Below are 19711 nucleotides of genomic sequence, written 5' to 3' on the forward strand. Positions count from 1 at the left end.
AATAGAAGCACGCGTGTTGTCTTGCTGGCTTGCGCGCCGCTGGATCGGCAGCCCGATTCCCGGTCGCCCGGGGCCAAGGCGCTTACGGCCCGCGTGGCACAGCAAAGCCGAGACGGCAGACACGAAACCAGCCTTGAATACCGCGCCACACTACAATCCGTATGCGCGCTCAGGCCGCGAATTGCAGCCGCGCCAATTCCGCATACAGGCTGCTCTCGCGAAGCAGGCTGTCATGGGTGCCCTGGGCGACGATGCGGCCTTTGTCCATGACCACGGTGCGATCCGCGCGCTGGACAGTGGACAGCCGGTGGGCCACGACCAGCGTGGTACGTCCGACAGCCAGTCGGGCGAGGGCCTGTTGAATCGCGGCCTCGGATTGCGCGTCGAGCGCGGACGTCGCCTCGTCCAGCAACAGCAGCGGCGCATCACGCAGGATCGCGCGAGCGATCGCCAGACGTTGTCGCTGACCGCCGGATAACCCCACGCCGCGCTCGCCGATACGTGTGTCGTAGCCCTCGGCCAGCGCCGCGATAAACGTGTGTGCCTCGGCAGCCTGCGCAGCCGCCCGCACCTCGGCATCCGTGGCCGTCGGCCGGCTGAAGCGAATATTGTCGGCAACGCTCGCCGCGAAGACGACCGTGTCCTGCGGCACCAGGGCAATCGATTGGCGTAGCATATCCACCGATAACGCTTTCAGATCGACCCCGTTCCATGTGATGGCGCCGGCAACCGGATCGTGAAACCGCAACAGCAAGGCCAGCAACGTGCTCTTGCCAGCCCCGGACGGCCCGACGAGTGCCACGGTCTCGCCTGGCACGATTGCCAGATCGATATCCTCGAGCACCGGCTGCGATGTGCGCGTCGGATACGCGAACGCCACCCGCTCGAAGCGGATCCGCGCCTGTCGAGGCGTCGGCATGGGCTCGGGCTCGGCCGGCGCCACGATGTGCGAACGCTCGGCGAAAAGATCGGCGATCCGCCCCATCGCCCCCGCAGCCCGCAGGACCGAGCCCCAGACGTTGCTGATCGAGCCGACCGCGCTGGCAGCGAACACGGCATACAGCACGAACTGACTCAGGATGCCGACCTCGAGCGTGCCGGCAAGCACATCCAGCGCGCCGATCCAGAGCACCAGCGTGATCGCGCCGAACACCAGAACGACGACACCGGCGATCAGCGCGGCGCGCATGCCGATACGACGACGAGCGGTATGCAATGCCCGTTCGATCGCCTGGCCGTATCGCCGGCCTTCGAGATGCTCTCGACCATATGCCTTGACCGTCGCGACGGCATTCAATGTTTCGTGACTGATCGCACTGGCCTCGGCCAGCTGATCCTGGCTGTGCCGCGACAATCGCTGGACGCGACGGCCGAAGACCAGAATCGGAACGACCACCGTCGGAATGATCAGGGCCGTCAGGCCGGCCAGCCGCGGGCTCGTCCAGACCATGGCCGCGCTGGCGCCCACCAGCATCACGATGGAGCGCAAGGCTGTGGATATGCTGGAGCCGATCAGCGTCTGCACCAGTTCAGCATCCGTGCCCAGACGCGACATCAGCTCGCCGGTGCGACTGGTGTCGAAAAACGCCATGTCCAGCCCCACGAGATGGCGATACAACGCCCCGCGCAACGACGCCAGCGCTCGTTCGCCCAGCAGCGTGATACAGAAATAGCGCAGCGCCATCGCCAGCGCGTAGACGAAAGCGACCAGAAACAGCGCGGCAAACGTGCGATCGACAGCCGCGGCGTTATCGGCTGTGAACCCGCGGTCGATCATATGACGCACGGCGACCGGCAACACGAGGCTCGCCCCCGAAGACAACACCAACGCGAGCAGCCAACCCAGTGCCAGGCCACGGTGCGGCCGCAAGAACGGCCACAGACCGAACAGCGCTGAAAACCGATGATTGCGATTCCCGGAATCGACCGACGTCGTACGCATAAGGCGTCATGCCCGCACACATCGCGGACCGTAGCGATAAGGATTAACGCCCCAAGATACCGGAGCCAGTCTCGTGCCGGGCGCGCGCACTCCGGTAGAAAGAGATCACCGGATATCAGCGCCGCGCTAGAGTCCGAACGCCATCGAGACGAAACCGGGACACGGCTGATCAGTCGGCACGACGGAGGGGCGTCCACGGCCCGACTCGCGCTAGGGCCTGTTGATGTGTCGTGCGAGTCCGCGCCAAGTGCGCCCTGAAATTGACGATGGGCGGCAAGACGAGGCATAGCACGCATAGCGTGTCATTCTGCGCCAGCGGGCTAGAACGCTGGATTGCCGTCGTGTTTTTGATTTTGGGGGCACTTGTCCCTTCGGGTTGGACTACAAATCTCGCCCGGCGGCGGCGTTGCGAGTCTGGATCGTGGCACGCCACGATCGGCAACTCGCGCCTTGCAGGACACACTGCGGCCTCTCGACGAAAAGGCGCTCGAACGAAACATCAACAGGCCCTAGGACACCGGCCGTGTATGGCATGCGAGCGGCCCACTGCTCGGCCTGACTTGCATTGCCAAGCCTTGCGGCGCCGGCATCCCAACTGACAGGCAGCGAGCATGCGGAAAAATCCCACCAGCGTGCCATTGGGCTCGCGCATCTGCCCCCGATCGCAGTTTTTACAGGCGATGCCGTTCATGCCACATGCTTTTCACACCAAAGCGCCGGCGCGGCGCACGCGGCACGTGTCAACAGGCCCTAACCCCGCCTTGATCAGGCGGATGCACGGGCGCGGACATCACACAAGTTCACCCTGCCCGATTCGCATTCGTCATGAGGTGTGATCAGCGCCGCGGCCGTCGGTTTGGGGGCGCTGCCCACCACGAAAGCAGACGAAGAATATGGCCATCACGGCCAGCGCGAACACCGCGGGAAAGAGCCAGATGTCTTGCCAGTCGTGTCGGGTGCCGCCGTCCAGTGAATAGTAATCGGTGATCGCCCCGGCCACCCAGAAGCCGATCAGCATCCCAAAACCATAGGTTGCCAGGGTGATCATGCCCTGCGCGGCGCTTCGAAAACGTTCGCCGGCCCGTTGATTGGTATAGATCTGGCCGGAAACGAAGAAGAAATCGTAGCAAAGCCCGTGCAACAGGATGCCCAGCAACAACATCCATACCTGATTGCCGCTATCGCCGAACGCGAACAACAAATACCGCACACCCCAGGCGAGCATGCCCAGAAGTAGCGTCTTCTTGATCCCGACCCGCTGGATGAACAGCGGCAACATCAACATGAAAAAGACTTCCGAGATCTGGCCCAAAGTCATTTTTGCGGTCGGATCGGCCACACCGATCTCGGATAGAAAGGGGTTGGCATTCTGGTAATAGAAAGCCAGCGGAATACAGATCAGGATCGAGGCGACGAAAAAGACCGCGTAATCTCGGTTCTTGAGCAGCTTCAACGCGTCGATACCGAGCCGTTCGCTCAGGCTCGCGCCCGCAGCCTCTCCGGCTTTCGGCGGTGTCGCGGGCAGCGTGAAGCTATAAATGCCTAGAACGAGAGACGCCACGGCACACATGAGAAAGGTGTAGCGCAGCGCGCCCGTCTCGATGGCTGCCGCGCCATCCCATGCAAAGACATAGCTGATGGCCAGCCCGGCCGCGATCCAGCCCAACGAGCCCCATACCCGAATCTTGCCGAATTCCCGGTCCGGTTCGCGCAATTGCCGAAAAGCGACCGCGTTCACCAGCGCCAGCGTCGGCATATAAAGGATCATATACACCAGCACCGTGATGTAGAACGCACTGAAATCCTGGGCAACAAAAAGCCGGTACATCAGCACCGCACCAACCAGGTGCAGGATGCCGAGAATACGCTCGGCGTTGAAGAATCGGTCGGCGATGAGGCCGATGATGAACGGCGCCACGATCGCTCCCCACGACTGGGTCGCGAACGCCATGCCGATCTGCCCGTCCGAGGCGTGAAGCGTACTGCCCAGAAAGGTCCCCAGGGTGACGAACCAGCCGCCCCAGATGAAAAACTCGAGAAACATCATGATGCTGAGCCGAGCGCGAATCATGACTCCCCTCCTTGTTTATTCTTTAGAACGACGCCGCGCGCAGCCCGCGACGGATCATTCGAGCCCGAGAATGCGTCGATTGCGTGACGGACTGGCTTCGACGCCCGCGAAATCGTCGAAAGACCGGCCGGCCCGCTGGATCAGATGACGGCGAATATGCGCAACGCCTTCCCGGGCGCCCTGGGCCGAATCCTTCAGACAACATTCCCACTCGAGAACGGCCCATCCGTCGTAGCCGTACTGGGTCAGCTTGCTGAAGATCGCCCCGAAATCGATCTGGCCATCGCCCAACGATCGGAACCGTCCGGGGCGATCCACCCAGGATTGGTAGCCGCCATAGACACCCGAACTGGCATTCGGCGTGAATTCCGCATCCTTGACATGAAACATGCCGATGCGCTCGTGATAGCGATCAATAAACCCGAGATAATCCATCTGTTGCAGCAGTAGATGGCTGGGGTCGTACAGAATCCGGGCCCGCGGGTGGTGCTCGACCGCCTCCAGAAACCGCTCGAAGCTGGCGCCATCGTGCAGATCCTCACCGGGATGGATCTCGAAACACAGATCAACGCCCGCGTCTTCGAAGCTGTCGAGAATGGGTCGCCAACGCCGGGCCAGCTCGGCGAATCCTTCATCGACCAGACCTTCGGGGCGCTGCGGCCAGGGATAGAAGAACGGCCACAGCAAGGCACCGGAGAAGGTCGCGTGCGCGCTCAGCCCCAGACGGCGACTTGCTTTCGCGGCCAGATGCAGCTGCTCGATCGCCCACTGCGTTCGAGCTTCGGGGCGCCCACGCACCGAAGACGGCGCAAAATCGTCGAACAATTCGTTGCAGGCCGGGTGCACGGCAACGAGCTGGCCCTGGATATGCGTCGAAAGCTCGGTGATGCTTACCCCGGCCGCTTCGCATCGGGCATTGAGCTCGTCGCAGTATTCCTGGCTTTCGGCAGCCAGCGCCAGATCCATGCAGCGCGGATCACCGCTGGGAATCTGGATGCCGGCATAGCCCAGGCCGCTCGCCCAGGCCGCGATGTCATCAAGCGTGTTGAACGGCGGTTCGTCCCCAAGGAACTGGGCCAGAAACAGGCCTGGGCCACGAATCGCGCTGTCGATGGATAGGTTGGCTTGCATGAACACTCCGAATGAATCAGGCCGCGGTCTTGAGCGCGACCCAGCGCTGGTGATCGCGATGGCTGCGCACGGCGGCTTCGATGAACGCCATGCCCCGTAGACCCGCCTGAATACCGGGCACCCCCGCCGGCGTGCCCGCGGCCTGCTGATGAATCGCCTTGGCAAAATCGCGATAGAGATTGGCCAGAGCTTCTAGGTAGCCTTCCGGGTGCCCGCCCGGCAGGCGCAATCGCGCCTGGGCCACCGGATAAAGCCCGGGCCGGTCGATGCCGGCACGGAGACAGCGCTGGGGCGCATCGTGGCGGCGGTGGATCAAGCTATTCGGCGCCATCTGTTGCCATTCGAGGCCGCCGTATTCGCCGTAAAGGCGAATTTTCAGGCCGTTTTCTTCACCGGTGCAGACTTGGCTGGCGATCAACGTCCCGCTTACGCCCGTCTCGGTGCGAAACAGCACGTCGGCATCATCGTCGAGCTGTCGCGCGTCGGCATGGCGGCCCAGCGCGGCACAGACCTGATCGATCTTTTGCCCCGAGATGAACTCGGCCAGCGTAAAGGCATGCGTGCCGATATCAGCCAGACACCCACCGACGCCCGATTGGGCCGGGTCGGCCCGCCAGGCGCCAGCGTTGTCGCCTGCCTTCCCGAGCCAACCCTGCGGATATTCGACATGAATCTTGCGCAGTGCCCCGAGCGCACCCTGCGACACCATCTCCTGCGCCTGCCAGACGAGTGGATAGCCCAGATACGTATGGGCCAGCCCGTAGAGCGTCCCGCTACTGTCGAGCTGCGCGGCCAGCGCCGCGACCTCGCCCACATCGATACCGGCCGGTTTTTCGCTGAACACATGTATGCCTGCAGCCAGCGCGGCCCGAGCAATCGGCACATGTAGATGATTGGGCGTGGCGATCACCAACAGCTGGACACGCTGATCCGCCGGTAGACGCTGCTCTTGTTCGATCAGCGTTTCCCAGTCGGCATAGGCCCGTGCCGACTCGATGCCCAGTCCGTCAGCCGTTGCCTGGTTGTTATCGGCATTGCGACTGAAAGCGCCACACACCCACGCATAATCGCCGTCGAGTCGGGCCGCCATGCGATGCACCTGGCCAATGAAGGCGCCCTGGCCACCGCCGATCATGCCCGCACGAATCGGCGGGAAGAGTTCTGCCATCGTTGACCTCTGATTTCACGAATGTAACCGGTTACATGTCGATAAAGTATCAAGCATGTGCAGTCGATCAATTGGCGCAAAGTCGGAGACGACCGCAACGCGCGGGCAATTGTCTTATGCTGCTCGTTTTGCACTCGAGGGCCGCGTTGTGTCGAGTATCCGCGAGGTCGCGCGGTTGGCGGGCGTCTCTGTCGCAACCGTTTCGCGGACGCTGAAGAAACCGGACGTCGTCTCGCCGAAGACCCGGGAACGCGTTCTGGCCGCCGTGGACAAGGCGGATTACCACCCCAACCGCACAGCAATACAGTTTCGGGCACAAAAGACACAGAGCCTGGTCGTGCTCGTGCCCACGATCGCCAATACGTTTTATGCCCGAGTCATCAGCGGCATCCAGCAAGCCGCACAACGCTTTGGCTATGCAGTCTTGTTGTGTCACACACAGGGTGATGAACAGGTCGAGGCCCGTTACGCCGCGCTTGTCAGCGCACGCCAGGCCGATGGCGTCATCCAGCTCCGAGCGCACGATCCCTTCCCGGCAACGGCCACCTCGCAGCGCTGGCCGATGGTCAATGCCTGCGAAGTGCTGGACGACCCACCCTGCCCGTCGATTCGGCTGGACAACCGCACGGCCGCCCGTGAAATGACCGAACATCTCATCGCGCTCGGCCACCGACACATCGCGATGATCAAAGGGCCGCGCCGCAGCCCGCTGACACGGGATCGGGCCGACGGGTATCGCGATGCCCTGGCCCGGGCCGGCATCACCCATAACCCGTCATGGATCCAACCTGGCGATTTCACACCCCAATCCGGCTATGCGGGCGCTCGAGCGCTGATCGAGCGGACCGACCGGCCCACCGCCCTATTTTGTGAAAGCGACGAAATGGCGATCGGCGCGCTGCATTACCTCAAGCATGCCGGTCTGCGTGTGCCCCATGACATCTCCCTGGCCGGCTTCGACGATATCGAGTTCGCCCGCTACTGCGACCCACCCCTCACGACAATCAGCCAACCCGCCGAAGCGTTCGGCGAAGCCGCCGTCGAAATGCTGATTGCGACGATCGATGGCCAAGAAATCGACACATCCCACCGTACGATGCCCCATCGATTGCTGATACGCGCAAGCACGGGGCCAGTCGGCTAGCCTGCAAACTCATCCAGGCCAGAGACACCTCCCCGCGGTATCACTGAGGCGGCCGTATTCACTTGATGCAATGAAGGGTGAAATCACACTTTGCGCAATCGAACACGCTCACCTACCGGAAAAGGCCCGCAGTCGTTGTCTGTCGAGTTTTGGATTCGCCGGAAGACTCCGCCCTTGGAAGAAAAGGGGACAGCCCCTGAGGTTTAACCGAAATTATTCATCCTTTAACAGATATTTAGCGTTATTCGAGGGGTGGCCAGAAGGGCGTGCATGACGGATAGTACCCTTCGTATCGACCAAAATGCGGAGGCCGTCATGCACGCGAGTGCGGTAGTGCAGACGTGTCTCGGGTCTGTCTTTTCCGAGATCGATCAACGTAACGCCCACACCACATCACAGGCCGTGTGTGCCTGCCTGATCGGCCAACGCCTGACGCTCTTGGCGCTTGCACGCCATTGGCCGGCGTCTCGTCAGATCGCAGCGCCTCTCAAGCGGCTGGATCGATGGCTGAGCAATTGCGCGATGCAGGCGCATCGCCAAGCGTTCTATCGCGCCAGCGCACAGTGTCTGGTGACGCAGGATCGCCCCGTCATTATTGTCGATTGGAGCGAATTGCCGCGGGATGGCCGATGGCAACTCTTGCGGGCGTCCATTCCGCGGCGAGGTCGGGCATTAACGTTGTATGAGGAAGTACATCCGCAGCGAGATCTGAATAGCCGGGCTGTACACGATCGATTTCTCGAGCGCTTACAATCCGTGTTGCCGGCCACCTGTCATCTGGTGCGTACACGCCGGCGGCCCAGGGGCGCCATCAAACGTGACGAGATCAAAAGCGTACCGGGGGCGGTAAAGCCGAGAAGATGGCACGACGGTATCGTGAGCCCTGGGTGCTGGCTGCCTCTTGTGGCCTGGCTCGAGAGAGCGCGAACGAAATCGCAAGGCGCTACGGCGTACGCATGCAGATCGAGACGGCGCTTCGGGATCTCAAATCGCATCAGTATGGCTGTGCGTTCGAGGACACTCAGACGCGTGTGGGCGCCCGACTCGAGTGTTATTGCTGATTCATATGCTGGCAACACCCGTGGCCTGGCTGGCGGCTCTGGCCACACGATCAGAGCACGAGACACGATTCCGGATCGCGTTGCTGAATCGGGGATGGGCGCTGTTACGACAAACCATGCAGCGCATACCCAACGTCAAAAAACCGCCCTGGCAAGCGCTAAAAGCCGATCTGTATTGCTATCCCATATCAACCTGATTTGTGGGGAACCCTCAGAGTATGTCCCCCCTATTATTCGGTCAGGACGATACCGCCCAGACCTGTTATCAGGTGGCGCCCGACAATCGCGTTTAACCGGCTGACGACCGGGCGTGCAACCGCCACCGCTGAGCCACCGGTGGCCGGCGGCCGCTCAGTTCAGATCGTCGACCACGACGTAGCCCAGACGCGGGCCATCGGCGGACGCATACACGGCAACCCAGCCGCGCTCGGCGTCGCTTACCGGCCAGACCGTCGCCCCGACGTTCAACGCGACATAGCCGGCAGCATCGGCTTCAGGGGCCTCGCGCAGCACGGTCTCGGTGGCCACGCGGCGCTGTTCCAGCTTCTTCAGCTGCTCATCCAGCACATCCTGTGCGGATGGGACGTCGTCGATCGCTGCGATGGCGTAGTTGATGACCGCTTCACGCGCATCGCGTGCAACGCCTTTGCCTTCGGAATAGAGATGGCCCAGATTGAGATTGGCCAGCGCATAACCCTGCTCGGCAGCCATACGATAGTATCGCGCGGCCGCCGCGTAATCGCGCTCGACTCCGTCGCCCATATGGTAGAGCTTGCCGATGTTGATCTGGGCCGGCCCGTAGCCGTGATCGGCCGAGATCTTGTACCAACGCGCGGCCCTGACCTTGTCGATCGGAATCCCCATGCCTTGTTCATAGGCTAATCCCAGCGCGGATGCCGAGATCGGGTCGTCGGCGGCCTCGGGTTGGAGCAGAGCGATCGCCCGTTCCGGTTCCGCGGCACCGCCCTGGCCATTGATGAGCATGAGCCCGAGATTGCGGCGCGCGCCCGCGTTGCCGACCGCAGCAGCGCGCTCGAAGAGCGCGCGGGCACGCGTGAAATCCTCGTGGCGCTCGTCGAACAAGCCAGCGTAGATCTCGCCCAGTAGGTTGGTCGCCCGCGTGTAGTCCTGAGCGTCGGATTTCTCGAGCAGCGCGATGGCCCGATCAATATCCTGCGGCACGCCTTCACCATTGGCATAGGAATATGCGAGCCCATACTGGCCCTGCGGGTCGCCCTGGGCAGCGGATTTTTCGTACCACGCCGTCGAACCGGCCAGATCCTGGGGCATGCCCTGGCCGAGCGCCATCATGCGTGCATATTGGGCTTGCGCGCGCGCATCACCCTGCTCGGCCAAACCGCGATACTGCTCGAGTGCTTCGCCGTAGTCGCCGCGCTCGTATGCCTGATTGCCGATTGCCAGGTTTGCCGCCGATACCGGCCACATCGCCACGCACAACAACGCCGCGAGCCACTTCTTCATCACCTTGGAATTCATCGACTCTTGCCCTGATTGCATCCCGGCACGACGCCATTCATGAGGCCACGCCCACGATCGGATGACAATGGAATCGAAACCAATCCGCGGACCGGCGCGCCTCGGTCGTGTCGGATATTCAGTCGCCTCGTCGCGACTCTCAGCGCGGTATTATCGACCAAGCTCTTGTCGATTTCCATCGAGACGCGATCCGGTTGTCGGGAACCCTCGGGGAGAGACCATTATTTTTAGCGTTTTGAAGCTTTGCTTTGAACAGAAACCGTGGTAAGGCCCCTATTATTTCCCGTCGGCTGTGTTACATCGGCCACGTACTGACCGACAACCGGCATGCCCTGGTCGTGGATGCCGAGACCACACAGGCCAGTGGCACCGCCGAAGTCGATGCGGCGCTGACGATGCTCGACCGAAGGCCGGGCAAGCGCCGACTGACCGTCGGCGCCGACAAGGGCTGCCGACAAGGGCCATGACCAGCACCGCCTTGTCACCGGCGCACGCCAGGCGAACGTGACGCCGCATGTCGCTCAGCACACGCATCGACGACGATCCGCCGTCGATGGCCGCACCACACGCCATGCCGGCCACGCGAAGTCAATCAACGCCCGCCATCGGGTCGAGACGCCGTTCGGCTGGGGCAAGTACGCCCGGCCGCTCAAACAGACCATGCGGCGTGGTCTCGATCGTGTCGCCGCCCAGGCCAGGCTGGTCTTCGCCAGCTACAACCTGGTGCGGATGGCCGCATTGGAGGCGGCATGAGCGCGTCCCGTGGCCGGACTGCGTCTGGAATCCGGAATTCGAACCTTATCAGCCCGAAAAATGGACAGAAAATGATCAATGGCCCGCGAATACGCTTGGCTGGCCGGGCTTCGCATCGAGATTTGGGCGCTATTTCAGCAGCGCCTTAGTGCCGTTCTGGCCGGGCTGCAGATTGAGTCGCGTTTCCAAGATCGCTCTCCCCCCCAACGTCTTGATGATTCGACGTTAGCGAACACGGTGGTTTCGTCAAGGCATGCCCAACAACACGGCCCGTTGCGCACACGTAGGTACTCGCGTGGCCTATTTTTTCTTCTGTTGGGCTGGCAACCGACGCGGCTGGCACATGAAGCGCCCTGCGCGCAGAGAAACGCCGCCGACGGTCCAATAGGCCTTAAAGCCAGAATTATCGATTGCCGCTCGTCTTGGCTTGAAGACGGCCAAATTGTCTTCGTCTGGCCGCCTGCTGATCGGCGACGACGTTATGGGTATAGCGGTGTTGAGATCGCGCTGACGCGCGGCATCTTACCCTCGATTAGGCTGGTTGAACCGGCCGCGATGAGCGTATCGTCTGGCGCCCGCCGGATCACAACCGCTGCGCGCCGCGATGGGTAATGCCGGCATCGCGCCGGCCTCGGCTGCCGTATTTCGGTCAATACACGTCTCGTAGATATCGGCCGTTTTCGGACAGCGTCGTGACATATCGTGCCGCTGCTTTCTCGTCCATAGCGCCCTGTTCGGCCACGATTCGGTGCAACGCGTCGTCCACGTCCTTGGCCATGCGTGAGGCATCGCCGCAGATGTAGATGACCGCGCCGGCCTGCAGCCAGGCCCAGAATTCCCAGGCCTGTTCGAGCATGCGGGTCTGGACATAGACTTTTTCGTCCTGATCGCGCGAGAAGGCGAGTGTGAGGCGGCTGATAAGGCCCTGCTTGCGCCAGGCATCGAGCTGGTCGCGATAGATATGGTCCCGGGCGGATTCGGGGTTGCCGAAGAACAGCCAGTTCCTGCCGGCATGGCCGAGCGCTTCGCGTTCCTGCAGAAAGGCCAGGAACGGGGCGATGCCGGTACCCGGGCCGATCATGATCGCCGGGTGGTCCGGGTCGGCGTTGACGCGGAATTCGTCGGATTTCTGGATATAGATTGGCACCTCGCCGTGGCGTGAGAGCCGCTTGGCGAGATAGGTCGAGGCCACGCCCTTGTAGCCGCGACCGTAGACGGCGGTCTTCACGACGGCGACGGTGGTATGGATTTCGTCCGGATATTGCTTTGATGACGAGGCGATCGAGTAGAGCCGCGGCTGGAGCGGGCCCAGTTCGTCGACGAGTGCTTGCACGGTCGGCCGCGCGCTCGGATAGACGCGGACGAGTTCCAGCAGCGTCTGGCCTTCTTCGGCACCCCGGCCGGCCAGCATCTTCAGGTCTTCGGCCTCGTCCGCATCGGCTGCGTGCTCGGCCAGCAGCGCGATGACTTCGTCGGACGGCTTGGTGACGTCGCGGTCCTTGAGCAGGGCCTGACGGAACAGCCGTTCCTCGCCATCCACGGTGACGGTCTCGCCGCCGGAGACATCCAGGTCGGCGAGGATGGCATCGACGGTGCGCGGGTCGTTTTCGGGAAAGATGCCCATCGAGTCGCCGGCGGTATATGCCACGCCGGAGCCACCGAGATCGATGACGACGTGGCGGGTGTCCTTGGTCGAGCCTTCCGCGTTGAGTGGCGTACTGGATTTGAGTTTGGCCATGAGCGGGTTGTCGCGCGTGCCGAGCGGCGCGGCCTTCTTCGGCTGGGGCGCAGGCTTTTCCTCGGCGTCGTCGTCCGTCGCGCTGGCGGCGCTTTCGGCCTTGTGCTCGGCGGCAAGTGCCTTGAGCTGGCGCTCGGTTTCCTTGGCGCCGGGCACACAGCGATTGAGCGCTTCGCCGTCGAAGGCGATCGCTTCGGCGTAGGTCTTGCAGAGATAGCCACACTGGCCACAGTCCAGTTGCGCCATGGCGGCCATGAGCTGGCGTTCGTAGGGTTTGCCTTCGGCCAGCGCCATACGCTCGTCGAGGGCCATCGCCGGGTCGTGCCAGGGAAAGGTTTCCTTGGCCTCGCCCCCGCCCTGCTCCGCGCCGCCGAGCGCGCCTTCCCAACCCGCGAGTGCCGCGATCAGGCCATTGAGCCATTCGCGCTGGCCGTCGTCGAACGGGGCGTCTTCGGGGATGAGATTGACTGGTGTGGACATATCCTGGGCCTCGTTGTGGCAGGAGAAACATTTTTTTTCTGATCCGCAGATTTCACCGATGACGCTGCGTGGCCGCTTGCCGGGGCGTCGCCGTATGCAACGGCGCCCACAGGTTTTCCGCTTCAAGCCCGGTCGCCATTTCGACGGCTTTTTTATCGATCAGACCCGCTCGGAAGGCCGATGGTGGTGGCCATGCCGCCCCGCCGTGCTCTGGGTGATCTGTGGCGCAAAGGCGTCGCCTGCATGGCCCCGGTGTCATCGCTGGCGTCTGCGGATTGTCTGCTTCAAGCCGCGTTGGTCTGGTCGTCGTCATCGTCTTCGCCGCGTTCGGCGTCGGCGTTCGGTGGGTTCTGCCCGGGCTCGGCATCGGATTCGACGGTCGGCTCGAGCGCGGTCCTGGCGCCTTCCGGCGTGTCGGCATCCGTCGCCGGGGCTTGCTCTATCGCGGTCTGGGCCTCGGCGGCGGCCGTCGAGCGTTCGGCCAGGCGTTCGCGCAGGTCGGCGAGATCCTGACGGCGGGCCCAGACCACAAAGGATTCAGCCTCGTCGCGATCGTCCAGATAAAGCCCAAGTAAGGTTTCGATATAGGTCGGCATGCGGGCCGCCGGCACGCTGGTCGCCAGCTCGCGAGCGATGCCTTCGGTGTCTTCGTAGCCGCCGCCGATGAACACATGGAAACCGTCGACCTGATCGGCTTCTTCCGGGTCGTGGGCGTCCGGATCATCCACGCGGGCACCGAGCAGGCCGATATCGCCGATGTAATGCTGGGCGCAGGAGTTCGGACACCCCGTGACATTGAAATTGATGGGCTGGTCGAGTGCGAGCGTGGACTCGATATGCGCGACGAGTTTCATCGCATTGCCCTTGGTTTCGGCGTTGCCGAACTTGCAGCCCCAGCTGCCGGTACAGGCAACCATGCCGGTCCGCGCGGGGCTGGCCTCGACGTGCAGGCCGGCTGCCTCGATGGCTTGGCGCACGTCGTCGAGATCGGCACGGCCGATGCCGCCGAGCACGATGTTCTGCCAGACCGTGGCACGGAGCTTACGGTCGCCGTAGCGATCGGCGATATCGGCCAGCGCGTGCATCTGGGCAACCGACAGCCGGCCGACCGGGCAGATGACGCCAACGTAGTGCATGCCCTCCTGCCGGGCGTCATGCACGCCCATATGGCCGTCGCGAACGACGGGTGCGCGGGGCGCGCAGCGGGCCAGGTCGTACCAGCGCAGCGGAAAATCCAGCTCTTTCTGGACGGCGCGCATGAATTTGTCGAAACCCCAGCGATCCAGCACGTATTTCAGCCGGGCCTTGTCACGATCGGTGCGATCGCCGTTCATGAGGAAGACCTTGAGCACCGCATGGGCGACCGGTACGCATTCCTCGGGTTTGAGCATGACGCCGGTATCGCGGGCGAAGTCCTGGTGGCCGGTGATGCCGCCCAGCCCAAGCCGGAAGTACGGCTTGCGCGGCAGCGGGCCATCGGCCCTGGGCAGCACGGCAGAGAAGCCGATGTCGTTTGTGCCTTGAAGCGCGCTGATGCGCCCCCCGCCGTCGAAGGCGATATTGAACTTGCGCGGCAGGCCGTAGAGCTCGCGGTGGTTGAGGATGTGATGATGCATCGCCCGACAGTACGGCGTGACGTCGATCAGCTCGTCCGGGTCGATGCCGGCCAGCGGCGAGCCCGTGATATTGCGGATGTTGTCGCCGCCGGCCCCGCGGTTGTGCACGCCGATATCGGCCAGGCCCATCGCCACGTTGAGCGGGTCGCGGGGGCCGATCTCGCGGATCTGCAGATTGGCGCGGGTGGTCACATGCGTGTAGCCGCCGCCGTAGGCCTGGGCCAGCTCGGCCACGCCGCGGACCTGATGGCTCGACCAGATACCGCCCGGCATGCGCAGGCGGCACATGTAGCTGTCCTGATTCGGCGCGACATAGAACAGGCCGTTGCCTTTCATGAGAAAGACATCGTCGCCCTTGGGATATGCGCCGTTGGCCGCGAGGGCGGCCATTTCGTCCCACATATCAAGCGGGTTGAGCTCGGCCTTGGCGTCTTCCTGGCTGGCCAGCGTGCCGCCGGCGGCCTCGGCGCGGATCCGGGCCTGGGCGTGCCAGTCGTCCGGGCGTAGCCGCTTGCCGGCAGTCAGCCCTGTCATGCCGGGCACGCCACGGGCCAGATGCAGCCCGGCCGTCACGCCCTTGAGATAGCGTTCCTGCTCGTCGGTAAAACGGTTATCGGTCATGTCGGGATCCGATCGGTTTGATCATGAGTCGATTTCTGGGAAACAGCCCGGCGACGTGCGCCGAGCAACCGCACCCGCCGCGGCTGCGTCGCCGCACCAACGGGTTCAAGGCAAGCCCACGTGTGATGAGGCGGCGCGTTGGCGCGCACTCGGCCGCGCATCACATCGTTTCCGAGTCGTGCCCGGTTCATGTCTTCTCAGCCAGCAGCTCGGCGATTTCGGGCTTGCAGGAGCCGCAGTTGGTGCCGGCATCCAGCGCACGGCCGATGGCTTCCACGGAGTCGAGGCCGTCGTTTTCGATCGCGCGCCGGATGGTCTGACGGCCGACGCCGAAACAGGAACAGACCTGCGGGCCGGTGTCGGCGCTTTCATCTGGCGGCCGGCCGGCCAGCACGGCAGCGCGTTCGGCCTCAGCCATCGGCTGGCCCGTGAACAGCCCGGCCAACCAGCGGCGTGCCGGCAGACGCGCCGGCTCGGGGGCGATGAATACCGCGGCTTCGAGATGGCCGGCGTCGACGTGGGCTGCACGATAGGTGCCAGTGGCGGGGTCGGCGGCTTCGAGCCAGTCGACGTCGCGACCGGCCACGCCGAGCCAGCGACGCGCCGCGGCCGCGATGTCTTCGAGTGTTGCCGTGCCGGCGATTTCGTGACGGACGAAACGGGTGCCGGGCACCTTGGTCCACCAGTCGATGCCGGCGGCCGCGCGCAGGCGCAGTGGGCGCGCGGCATAGATGAAGCCGTGCCAGGCGGGGGCGAACGGTGCGATGGCTGCCGGCGTGTGCTTGAACTCGGGCTCGCCGGAGATCGGGCAGACAGCCGGGTTCGCCGCCGCGCCGATCCGGGCGCTGGAGGCGAACTGATCGTTCCAGTGCATGGGCGCGAACAGGCTGCCCGGGCGCTGGCGATCGGTGACGATCACGCGCAGCGTGGCCGTACCCCACGCCGTGATGATCGTGGCCAGCCCGCCGTCGACGATGGCCCGTGCTGCGGCATCCTGCGGATGGATTTCCACGAACGGTTCGGGGATATGGGCAGCCAGCCGCTCCGATTTGGCGGTACGCGTCATCGTGTGCCAGTGATCGCGGATGCGCCCCGTGTTGAGCGCCAGGGGATAGTCGGCCGTGGTGTCGTTGGTCGGCCCGCGCGGCGTGACGGGAACGAGATGCGCGCGGCCGTCGTCGGTCGGGTAGACGCCGTCGATAAAGAGCTGATCGACGTTTTGTCGGGCCGGCATGGCGCCGGCGGCGCGCAGCGGTTCGCGGGCCGGCACCGGCCAGCGGGTGGGTACGAGCCGGTCGTAATCGGCGTCGCTGATCGCCGCGAACCCGCCGAGGTCGAGCACGCGCTCGCCGGTGTTCTCGAACGCCGTCAGGCCAGCGTGTTCGCGAAAGATGGCGGCCGGGCCGTCGTAGGCAAAGGCGTTGCCGTGGCCCATCCGCGCCGCGACGTCGCAGATGATCTGCCAGTCGGCCCGGGCCTGGCCCGGCATCGGCAGGAAGGATCGCTGGCGCGAGATCATGCGCTCGGAGTTGGTCACGGTGCCGGATTTCTCGGCCCAGGCCGCCGCCGGCAGGAGCACATTCGCATAGTCGGCGGTATCGGTATGGCGCATGACGTCGGAGACGACGACCAGCGGGCATTGCGCGAGCGCGGCGCGGGCCGAATCGGCATCCGGCAGACTGACGAGCGGATTGGTCGCCATGATCCAGACGGCCTTGATCTGCCCGGTCGCGATCGCCTCGAACAGCTCGACCGCTTTCAGCCCCGGCGTGCCGGCGATGGCCGGCGAGTCCCAGAAGCGCTGCACGGTATCGGCCCGGTCGAAGCCCATGTGCGCGGCCAGCGTGCTCGCCAGCCCGCCGACTTCGCGCCCGCCCATGGCGTTGGGCTGGCCGGTGATCGAGAACGGACAGGCGCCCGGCTTGCCGATCCGCTCGGTCAGCAGATGACAGTTGATGATGGCGTTGACCTTGTCTGTACCGGCCGAGGATTGGTTCACGCCTTGCGAGAACACGGTCACCGTGCGCTCGGTCGCCGCGAACCACTCGAAGAAGGTCGCCAGATCCGCTGCCGGCACGCCCGCGGCGTCGGCCACGGCCGCGATATCGCCGCCCTGCCCTGCGGCAGCGATCGCCTCGGCGCCGCCGGGCAGCTCGGTGGCAAAGCCGGCCTGGGCGAGATGGGCCAGCAGGCCGTTGAACAGGGCGACATCCGCACCGGGCGCGACCGGCAGATGCAGATCGGCGCCGTCAGCGGTGGCCGTACGGCGCGGGTCGATGACCACGAGTTTCTTGTTCGGGTTCGCTTGCTGCGCGGCGACGATGCGCTGGTAGACCACCGGATGACACCAGGCCATATTCGAGCCGACCAGTACCACGAGATCGGCGGTTTCGAGATCGGCGTAGCAGCCGGGCACGGCGTCCTCGCCCAGCGCCCGCTTGTGGCCGGCCACCGCCGAGGACATGCACAGCCGCGAGTTGGTATCGATGTTCGCCGAGCCGATATAGCCCTTCATCAGCTTGTTGGCGATGTAATAGTCCTCGGTCAGCAGCTGGCCGGAGACATAGAAGGCGACCGCATCCGGCCCGTGCCGGGCGATGGTCTCGGCAAAGCCGTTGGCCACCCGATCCAGCGCGGTATTCCAGTCGGCGCGCACGCCGTCGATCATCGGGTGCAGCAGCCGATCAGAAAGCCCGACCGTATCGGCCAGCGCCGTGCCCTTGGAGCACAGGCTGCCCCGGTTCGACGGATGGTCGGCATCGCCTGCGACCGAGAGCGTGCCCTCGGCGCTGACCTGGGCATTCACGCCACAGCCCACACCGCAGTAGGGACAGGTCGTATGCGTGGTCGCAGACGTCATGCGGCCTCCTGATCCGAGGCATCTTCGTCGGTTGCGTCGTTTCCGGCCTCGACAAAGGCCTTGCCGAAGACCAAAAGATCGCGGCAGGCAGACATATCCGTACCGGCCTGCAAGTGCTTGAAATACCAGCCGCCGTCGCGGGTATCGCCGTAGAGCACCACGCCCGTGATGCGATCGTCGCGCAGCACGATGCGCTTGTAGACGCCGCGACGAATATCGGCATAGGTCAGCGTTTCGGTGTCTGCGTCGGCGGCGAAATCGCCGGCCGAGTACATATCGATGCCGGTGACCTTGAGCTGGGTCGCGGTGACCGAGCCGTCGTAGTGGCTGTGGCCACGCCAGGCCAGATGATTGGCACACACCCTGGCCTGATCCCAGAGCGGCGCGACGAGGCCATAGACTGCCTTGCGATGCTCGACGCATTCGCCGACGGCATAAATCCGCGGATCAAAAGTCTGCATCGTGTCGTTGACGACGATGCCCTTGTCGCAGTGCAAGCCCGCCGATTCCGCCAGCGCGATATTCGGCCGGATACCGACCGCCATGACCACCAGATCGGCATCCAGCGTGGAATCGTCCGCGTCCTTGAAACGCAGGCCGGTGACGCGCCCATCCGCATCGCCGGTAATGGCGGCCGTCTCGGCTTCCATCCGGAACGACAGGCCACGCTGGGCCAGCGAATGCTGCAGGAGTGCCGCGGCCTGCGCATCGAGCTGGCGCTCCATGAGCTGGTTGTTGAGGTGAACGATCGTGACCTGCATGCCGCGCTGGTGCAGGCCGTAGGCGGCTTCCAGGCCGAGCAGCCCGCCGCCGATGACCACCGCCCTGCCGCCGTTCTCGCTGGCGTCGACCATCGCGTTGACGTCGCCAATGGCGCGAAAGCTGATCACGCCGTCGAGATCATGCCCCGGCACCGGGATGATGAACGGCCTCGAACCGGTCGCGAGCACGAGCCGGTCATAGCCGACTTCGCGGCCCGTGTCGGAAATCACCATGCGCCGGCGCCGGTCGATGGTCTCGACCGCCTCGCCGGTATAAAGCGTGATGCCGTTGTCGTCGTACCAGTCGCGATCGCGCGTCTGGATCTCGGCGAATGCCTTGTCGCCGGCCAGCACCGGCGAGAGCATGATCCGGTTGTAGCTGGCGTGCGGCTCGGCGCCGAACACCGTGATGCGGTAGCGCTCGGGCGCCATCTCGAGCAGATCCTCGAGCACGCGCAGGCCGGCCATGCCATTGCCAATGACGACCAGATCCAGTTTCGGCTGATAGGCCTCGCTCATGTCGATCCTCGTCGGCTTTCGGGCTCAGTGGCCCGGAAAGCCACCCGAGCCGGTGAAGGCCATGAACAGCGAATAGCCGCACACGCAGATGGCAATGCCCATCTCTGCGAACAGGAACGTCACGCCGTACTTGTACCAGCCGTCGTGCTCGGTCTTTTCAGCGGCTTGTTGTGCCATTGCAAACTCCGTTTTCACCGGACAAAGAAAGAAGAAGAAAAACGTGGGCGGATGCGTGCGGATAAACGCCAAACAAGCTGAGTCAGGCGCACTTTCGACGGCTGATGCTCGGGTGGCACATCAATAACGCCGACCGAAAAACGCTTCCCGAGCCGCTGTGTCGATCGGCGTG

13 protein-coding genes and 1 pseudogene are annotated in these 19711 nt (G+C 64.1%); 4 read left to right on the forward strand and 10 right to left on the reverse strand.

Annotated elements, in window-relative coordinates; all coding sequences use genetic code 11:
• Positions 1–169: 169 nt before the first annotated feature.
• The 4 genes from D3260_RS09635 to D3260_RS09650 form a co-directional block, all read right to left on the reverse strand.
• A complete protein-coding gene (locus D3260_RS09635) occupies positions 170–1942 on the reverse strand; it encodes an ABC transporter transmembrane domain-containing protein (RefSeq protein ID WP_120098382.1) in 1773 nt (590 codons plus the stop codon).
• Positions 1943–2765: 823 nt separating this feature from the next.
• Positions 2766–4013: a nucleoside permease gene (locus D3260_RS09640; protein WP_120098383.1), complete on the reverse strand. Its 1248-nt coding sequence runs from the start codon at positions 4011–4013 to the stop codon at positions 2766–2768.
• A gap of 54 nt (positions 4014–4067) precedes the next feature.
• On the reverse strand, positions 4068–5144 hold the full coding sequence (locus D3260_RS09645; protein ID WP_120098384.1) for a sugar phosphate isomerase/epimerase: 1077 nt from the start codon (positions 5142–5144) through the stop codon (positions 4068–4070).
• Positions 5145–5160: 16 nt separating this feature from the next.
• Entirely contained in the window at positions 5161–6312 is a 1152-nt protein-coding gene (locus tag D3260_RS09650; RefSeq protein WP_120098385.1) for a Gfo/Idh/MocA family protein, read from the reverse strand.
• Positions 6313–6460: 148 nt separating this feature from the next.
• Between D3260_RS09650 and D3260_RS09655 the strand changes: the two genes are divergently transcribed.
• Positions 6461–7456 carry a LacI family DNA-binding transcriptional regulator gene (locus D3260_RS09655; RefSeq protein ID WP_120098386.1) on the forward strand — a complete coding sequence of 332 codons (996 nt, stop codon included), beginning with the start codon at positions 6461–6463 and terminating at the stop codon, positions 7454–7456.
• 860 nt (positions 7457–8316) lie between these two features.
• Entirely contained in the window at positions 8317–8517 is a 201-nt protein-coding gene (locus D3260_RS17270) for a hypothetical protein (protein ID WP_147418156.1), read from the forward strand.
• 351 nt (positions 8518–8868) lie between these two features.
• Here D3260_RS17270 and D3260_RS09660 read toward each other — a convergent pair whose 3' ends face one another.
• Positions 8869–10014: a tetratricopeptide repeat protein gene (locus D3260_RS09660; RefSeq protein ID WP_158583480.1), complete on the reverse strand. Its 1146-nt coding sequence runs from the start codon at positions 10012–10014 to the stop codon at positions 8869–8871.
• A 248-nt stretch (positions 10015–10262) separates the two neighbouring features.
• On the opposite strand from D3260_RS09660, the gene D3260_RS17275 reads away from it, so the two are divergent.
• Together D3260_RS17275 and D3260_RS09665 are read left to right on the forward strand one after the other, a co-directional pair.
• Positions 10263–10481: a hypothetical protein gene (locus D3260_RS17275; RefSeq protein WP_147418157.1), complete on the forward strand. Its 219-nt coding sequence runs from the start codon at positions 10263–10265 to the stop codon at positions 10479–10481.
• Between the two features lie 37 nt (positions 10482–10518).
• Complete coding sequence (locus D3260_RS09665) at positions 10519–10767, forward strand: transposase (RefSeq protein WP_120098388.1); 249 nt, start codon at positions 10519–10521, stop codon at positions 10765–10767.
• 649 nt (positions 10768–11416) lie between these two features.
• Here D3260_RS09665 and D3260_RS09670 read toward each other — a convergent pair.
• From D3260_RS09670 to D3260_RS17650, 5 genes and pseudogenes are all read right to left on the reverse strand, one after another.
• Complete coding sequence (locus D3260_RS09670; RefSeq protein WP_120098389.1) at positions 11417–12985, reverse strand: sulfite reductase subunit alpha; 1569 nt, start codon at positions 12983–12985, stop codon at positions 11417–11419.
• Between the two features lie 284 nt (positions 12986–13269).
• A complete protein-coding gene (locus tag D3260_RS09675) occupies positions 13270–15222 on the reverse strand; it encodes a NirA family protein (protein ID WP_120098390.1) in 1953 nt (650 codons plus the stop codon).
• Positions 15223–15409: 187 nt separating this feature from the next.
• Positions 15410–18082 (reverse strand): nitrate reductase, encoded by a 2673-nt coding sequence (locus D3260_RS09680; RefSeq protein ID WP_120098391.1) that lies wholly within the window; start codon positions 18080–18082, stop codon positions 15410–15412.
• A gap of 14 nt (positions 18083–18096) precedes the next feature.
• A pseudogene (locus D3260_RS09685) lies at positions 18097–19362 on the reverse strand (NAD(P)/FAD-dependent oxidoreductase); the annotation flags it as partial.
• Positions 19363–19386: 24 nt separating this feature from the next.
• Positions 19387–19539 carry a hypothetical protein gene (locus tag D3260_RS17650; RefSeq protein ID WP_199671440.1) on the reverse strand — a complete coding sequence of 51 codons (153 nt, stop codon included), beginning with the start codon at positions 19537–19539 and terminating at the stop codon, positions 19387–19389.
• Between the last annotated feature and the right edge of the window lie 172 nt (positions 19540–19711).

Source organism: Salinisphaera sp. Q1T1-3 (assembly GCF_003602005.1).
Lineage (GTDB): Bacteria > Pseudomonadota > Gammaproteobacteria > Nevskiales > Salinisphaeraceae > Salinisphaera.

Bases quoted from the DNA above. Each gene is read 5' to 3' on its own strand.
- D3260_RS09635 (WP_120098382.1), bottom strand. From the start codon at position 1,942: ATGCGTACGACGTCGGTCGATTCCGGGAATCGCAATCATCGGTTTTCA.
- D3260_RS09640 (WP_120098383.1), bottom strand. From the start codon at position 4,013: ATGATTCGCGCTCGGCTCAGCATCATGATGTTTCTCGAGTTTTTCATC.
- D3260_RS09645 (WP_120098384.1), bottom strand. From the start codon at position 5,144: ATGCAAGCCAACCTATCCATCGACAGCGCGATTCGTGGCCCAGGCCTG.
- D3260_RS09650 (WP_120098385.1), bottom strand. From the start codon at position 6,312: ATGGCAGAACTCTTCCCGCCGATTCGTGCGGGCATGATCGGCGGTGGC.
- D3260_RS17270 (WP_147418156.1), top strand. From the start codon at position 8,317: ATGGCACGACGGTATCGTGAGCCCTGGGTGCTGGCTGCCTCTTGTGGC.
- D3260_RS09660 (WP_158583480.1), bottom strand. From the start codon at position 10,014: ATGAATTCCAAGGTGATGAAGAAGTGGCTCGCGGCGTTGTTGTGCGTG.
- D3260_RS09670 (WP_120098389.1), bottom strand. From the start codon at position 12,985: ATGTCCACACCAGTCAATCTCATCCCCGAAGACGCCCCGTTCGACGAC.
- D3260_RS09675 (WP_120098390.1), bottom strand. From the start codon at position 15,222: ATGACCGATAACCGTTTTACCGACGAGCAGGAACGCTATCTCAAGGGC.
- D3260_RS09680 (WP_120098391.1), bottom strand. From the start codon at position 18,082: ATGACGTCTGCGACCACGCATACGACCTGTCCCTACTGCGGTGTGGGC.
- D3260_RS17650 (WP_199671440.1), bottom strand. From the start codon at position 19,539: ATGGCACAACAAGCCGCTGAAAAGACCGAGCACGACGGCTGGTACAAG.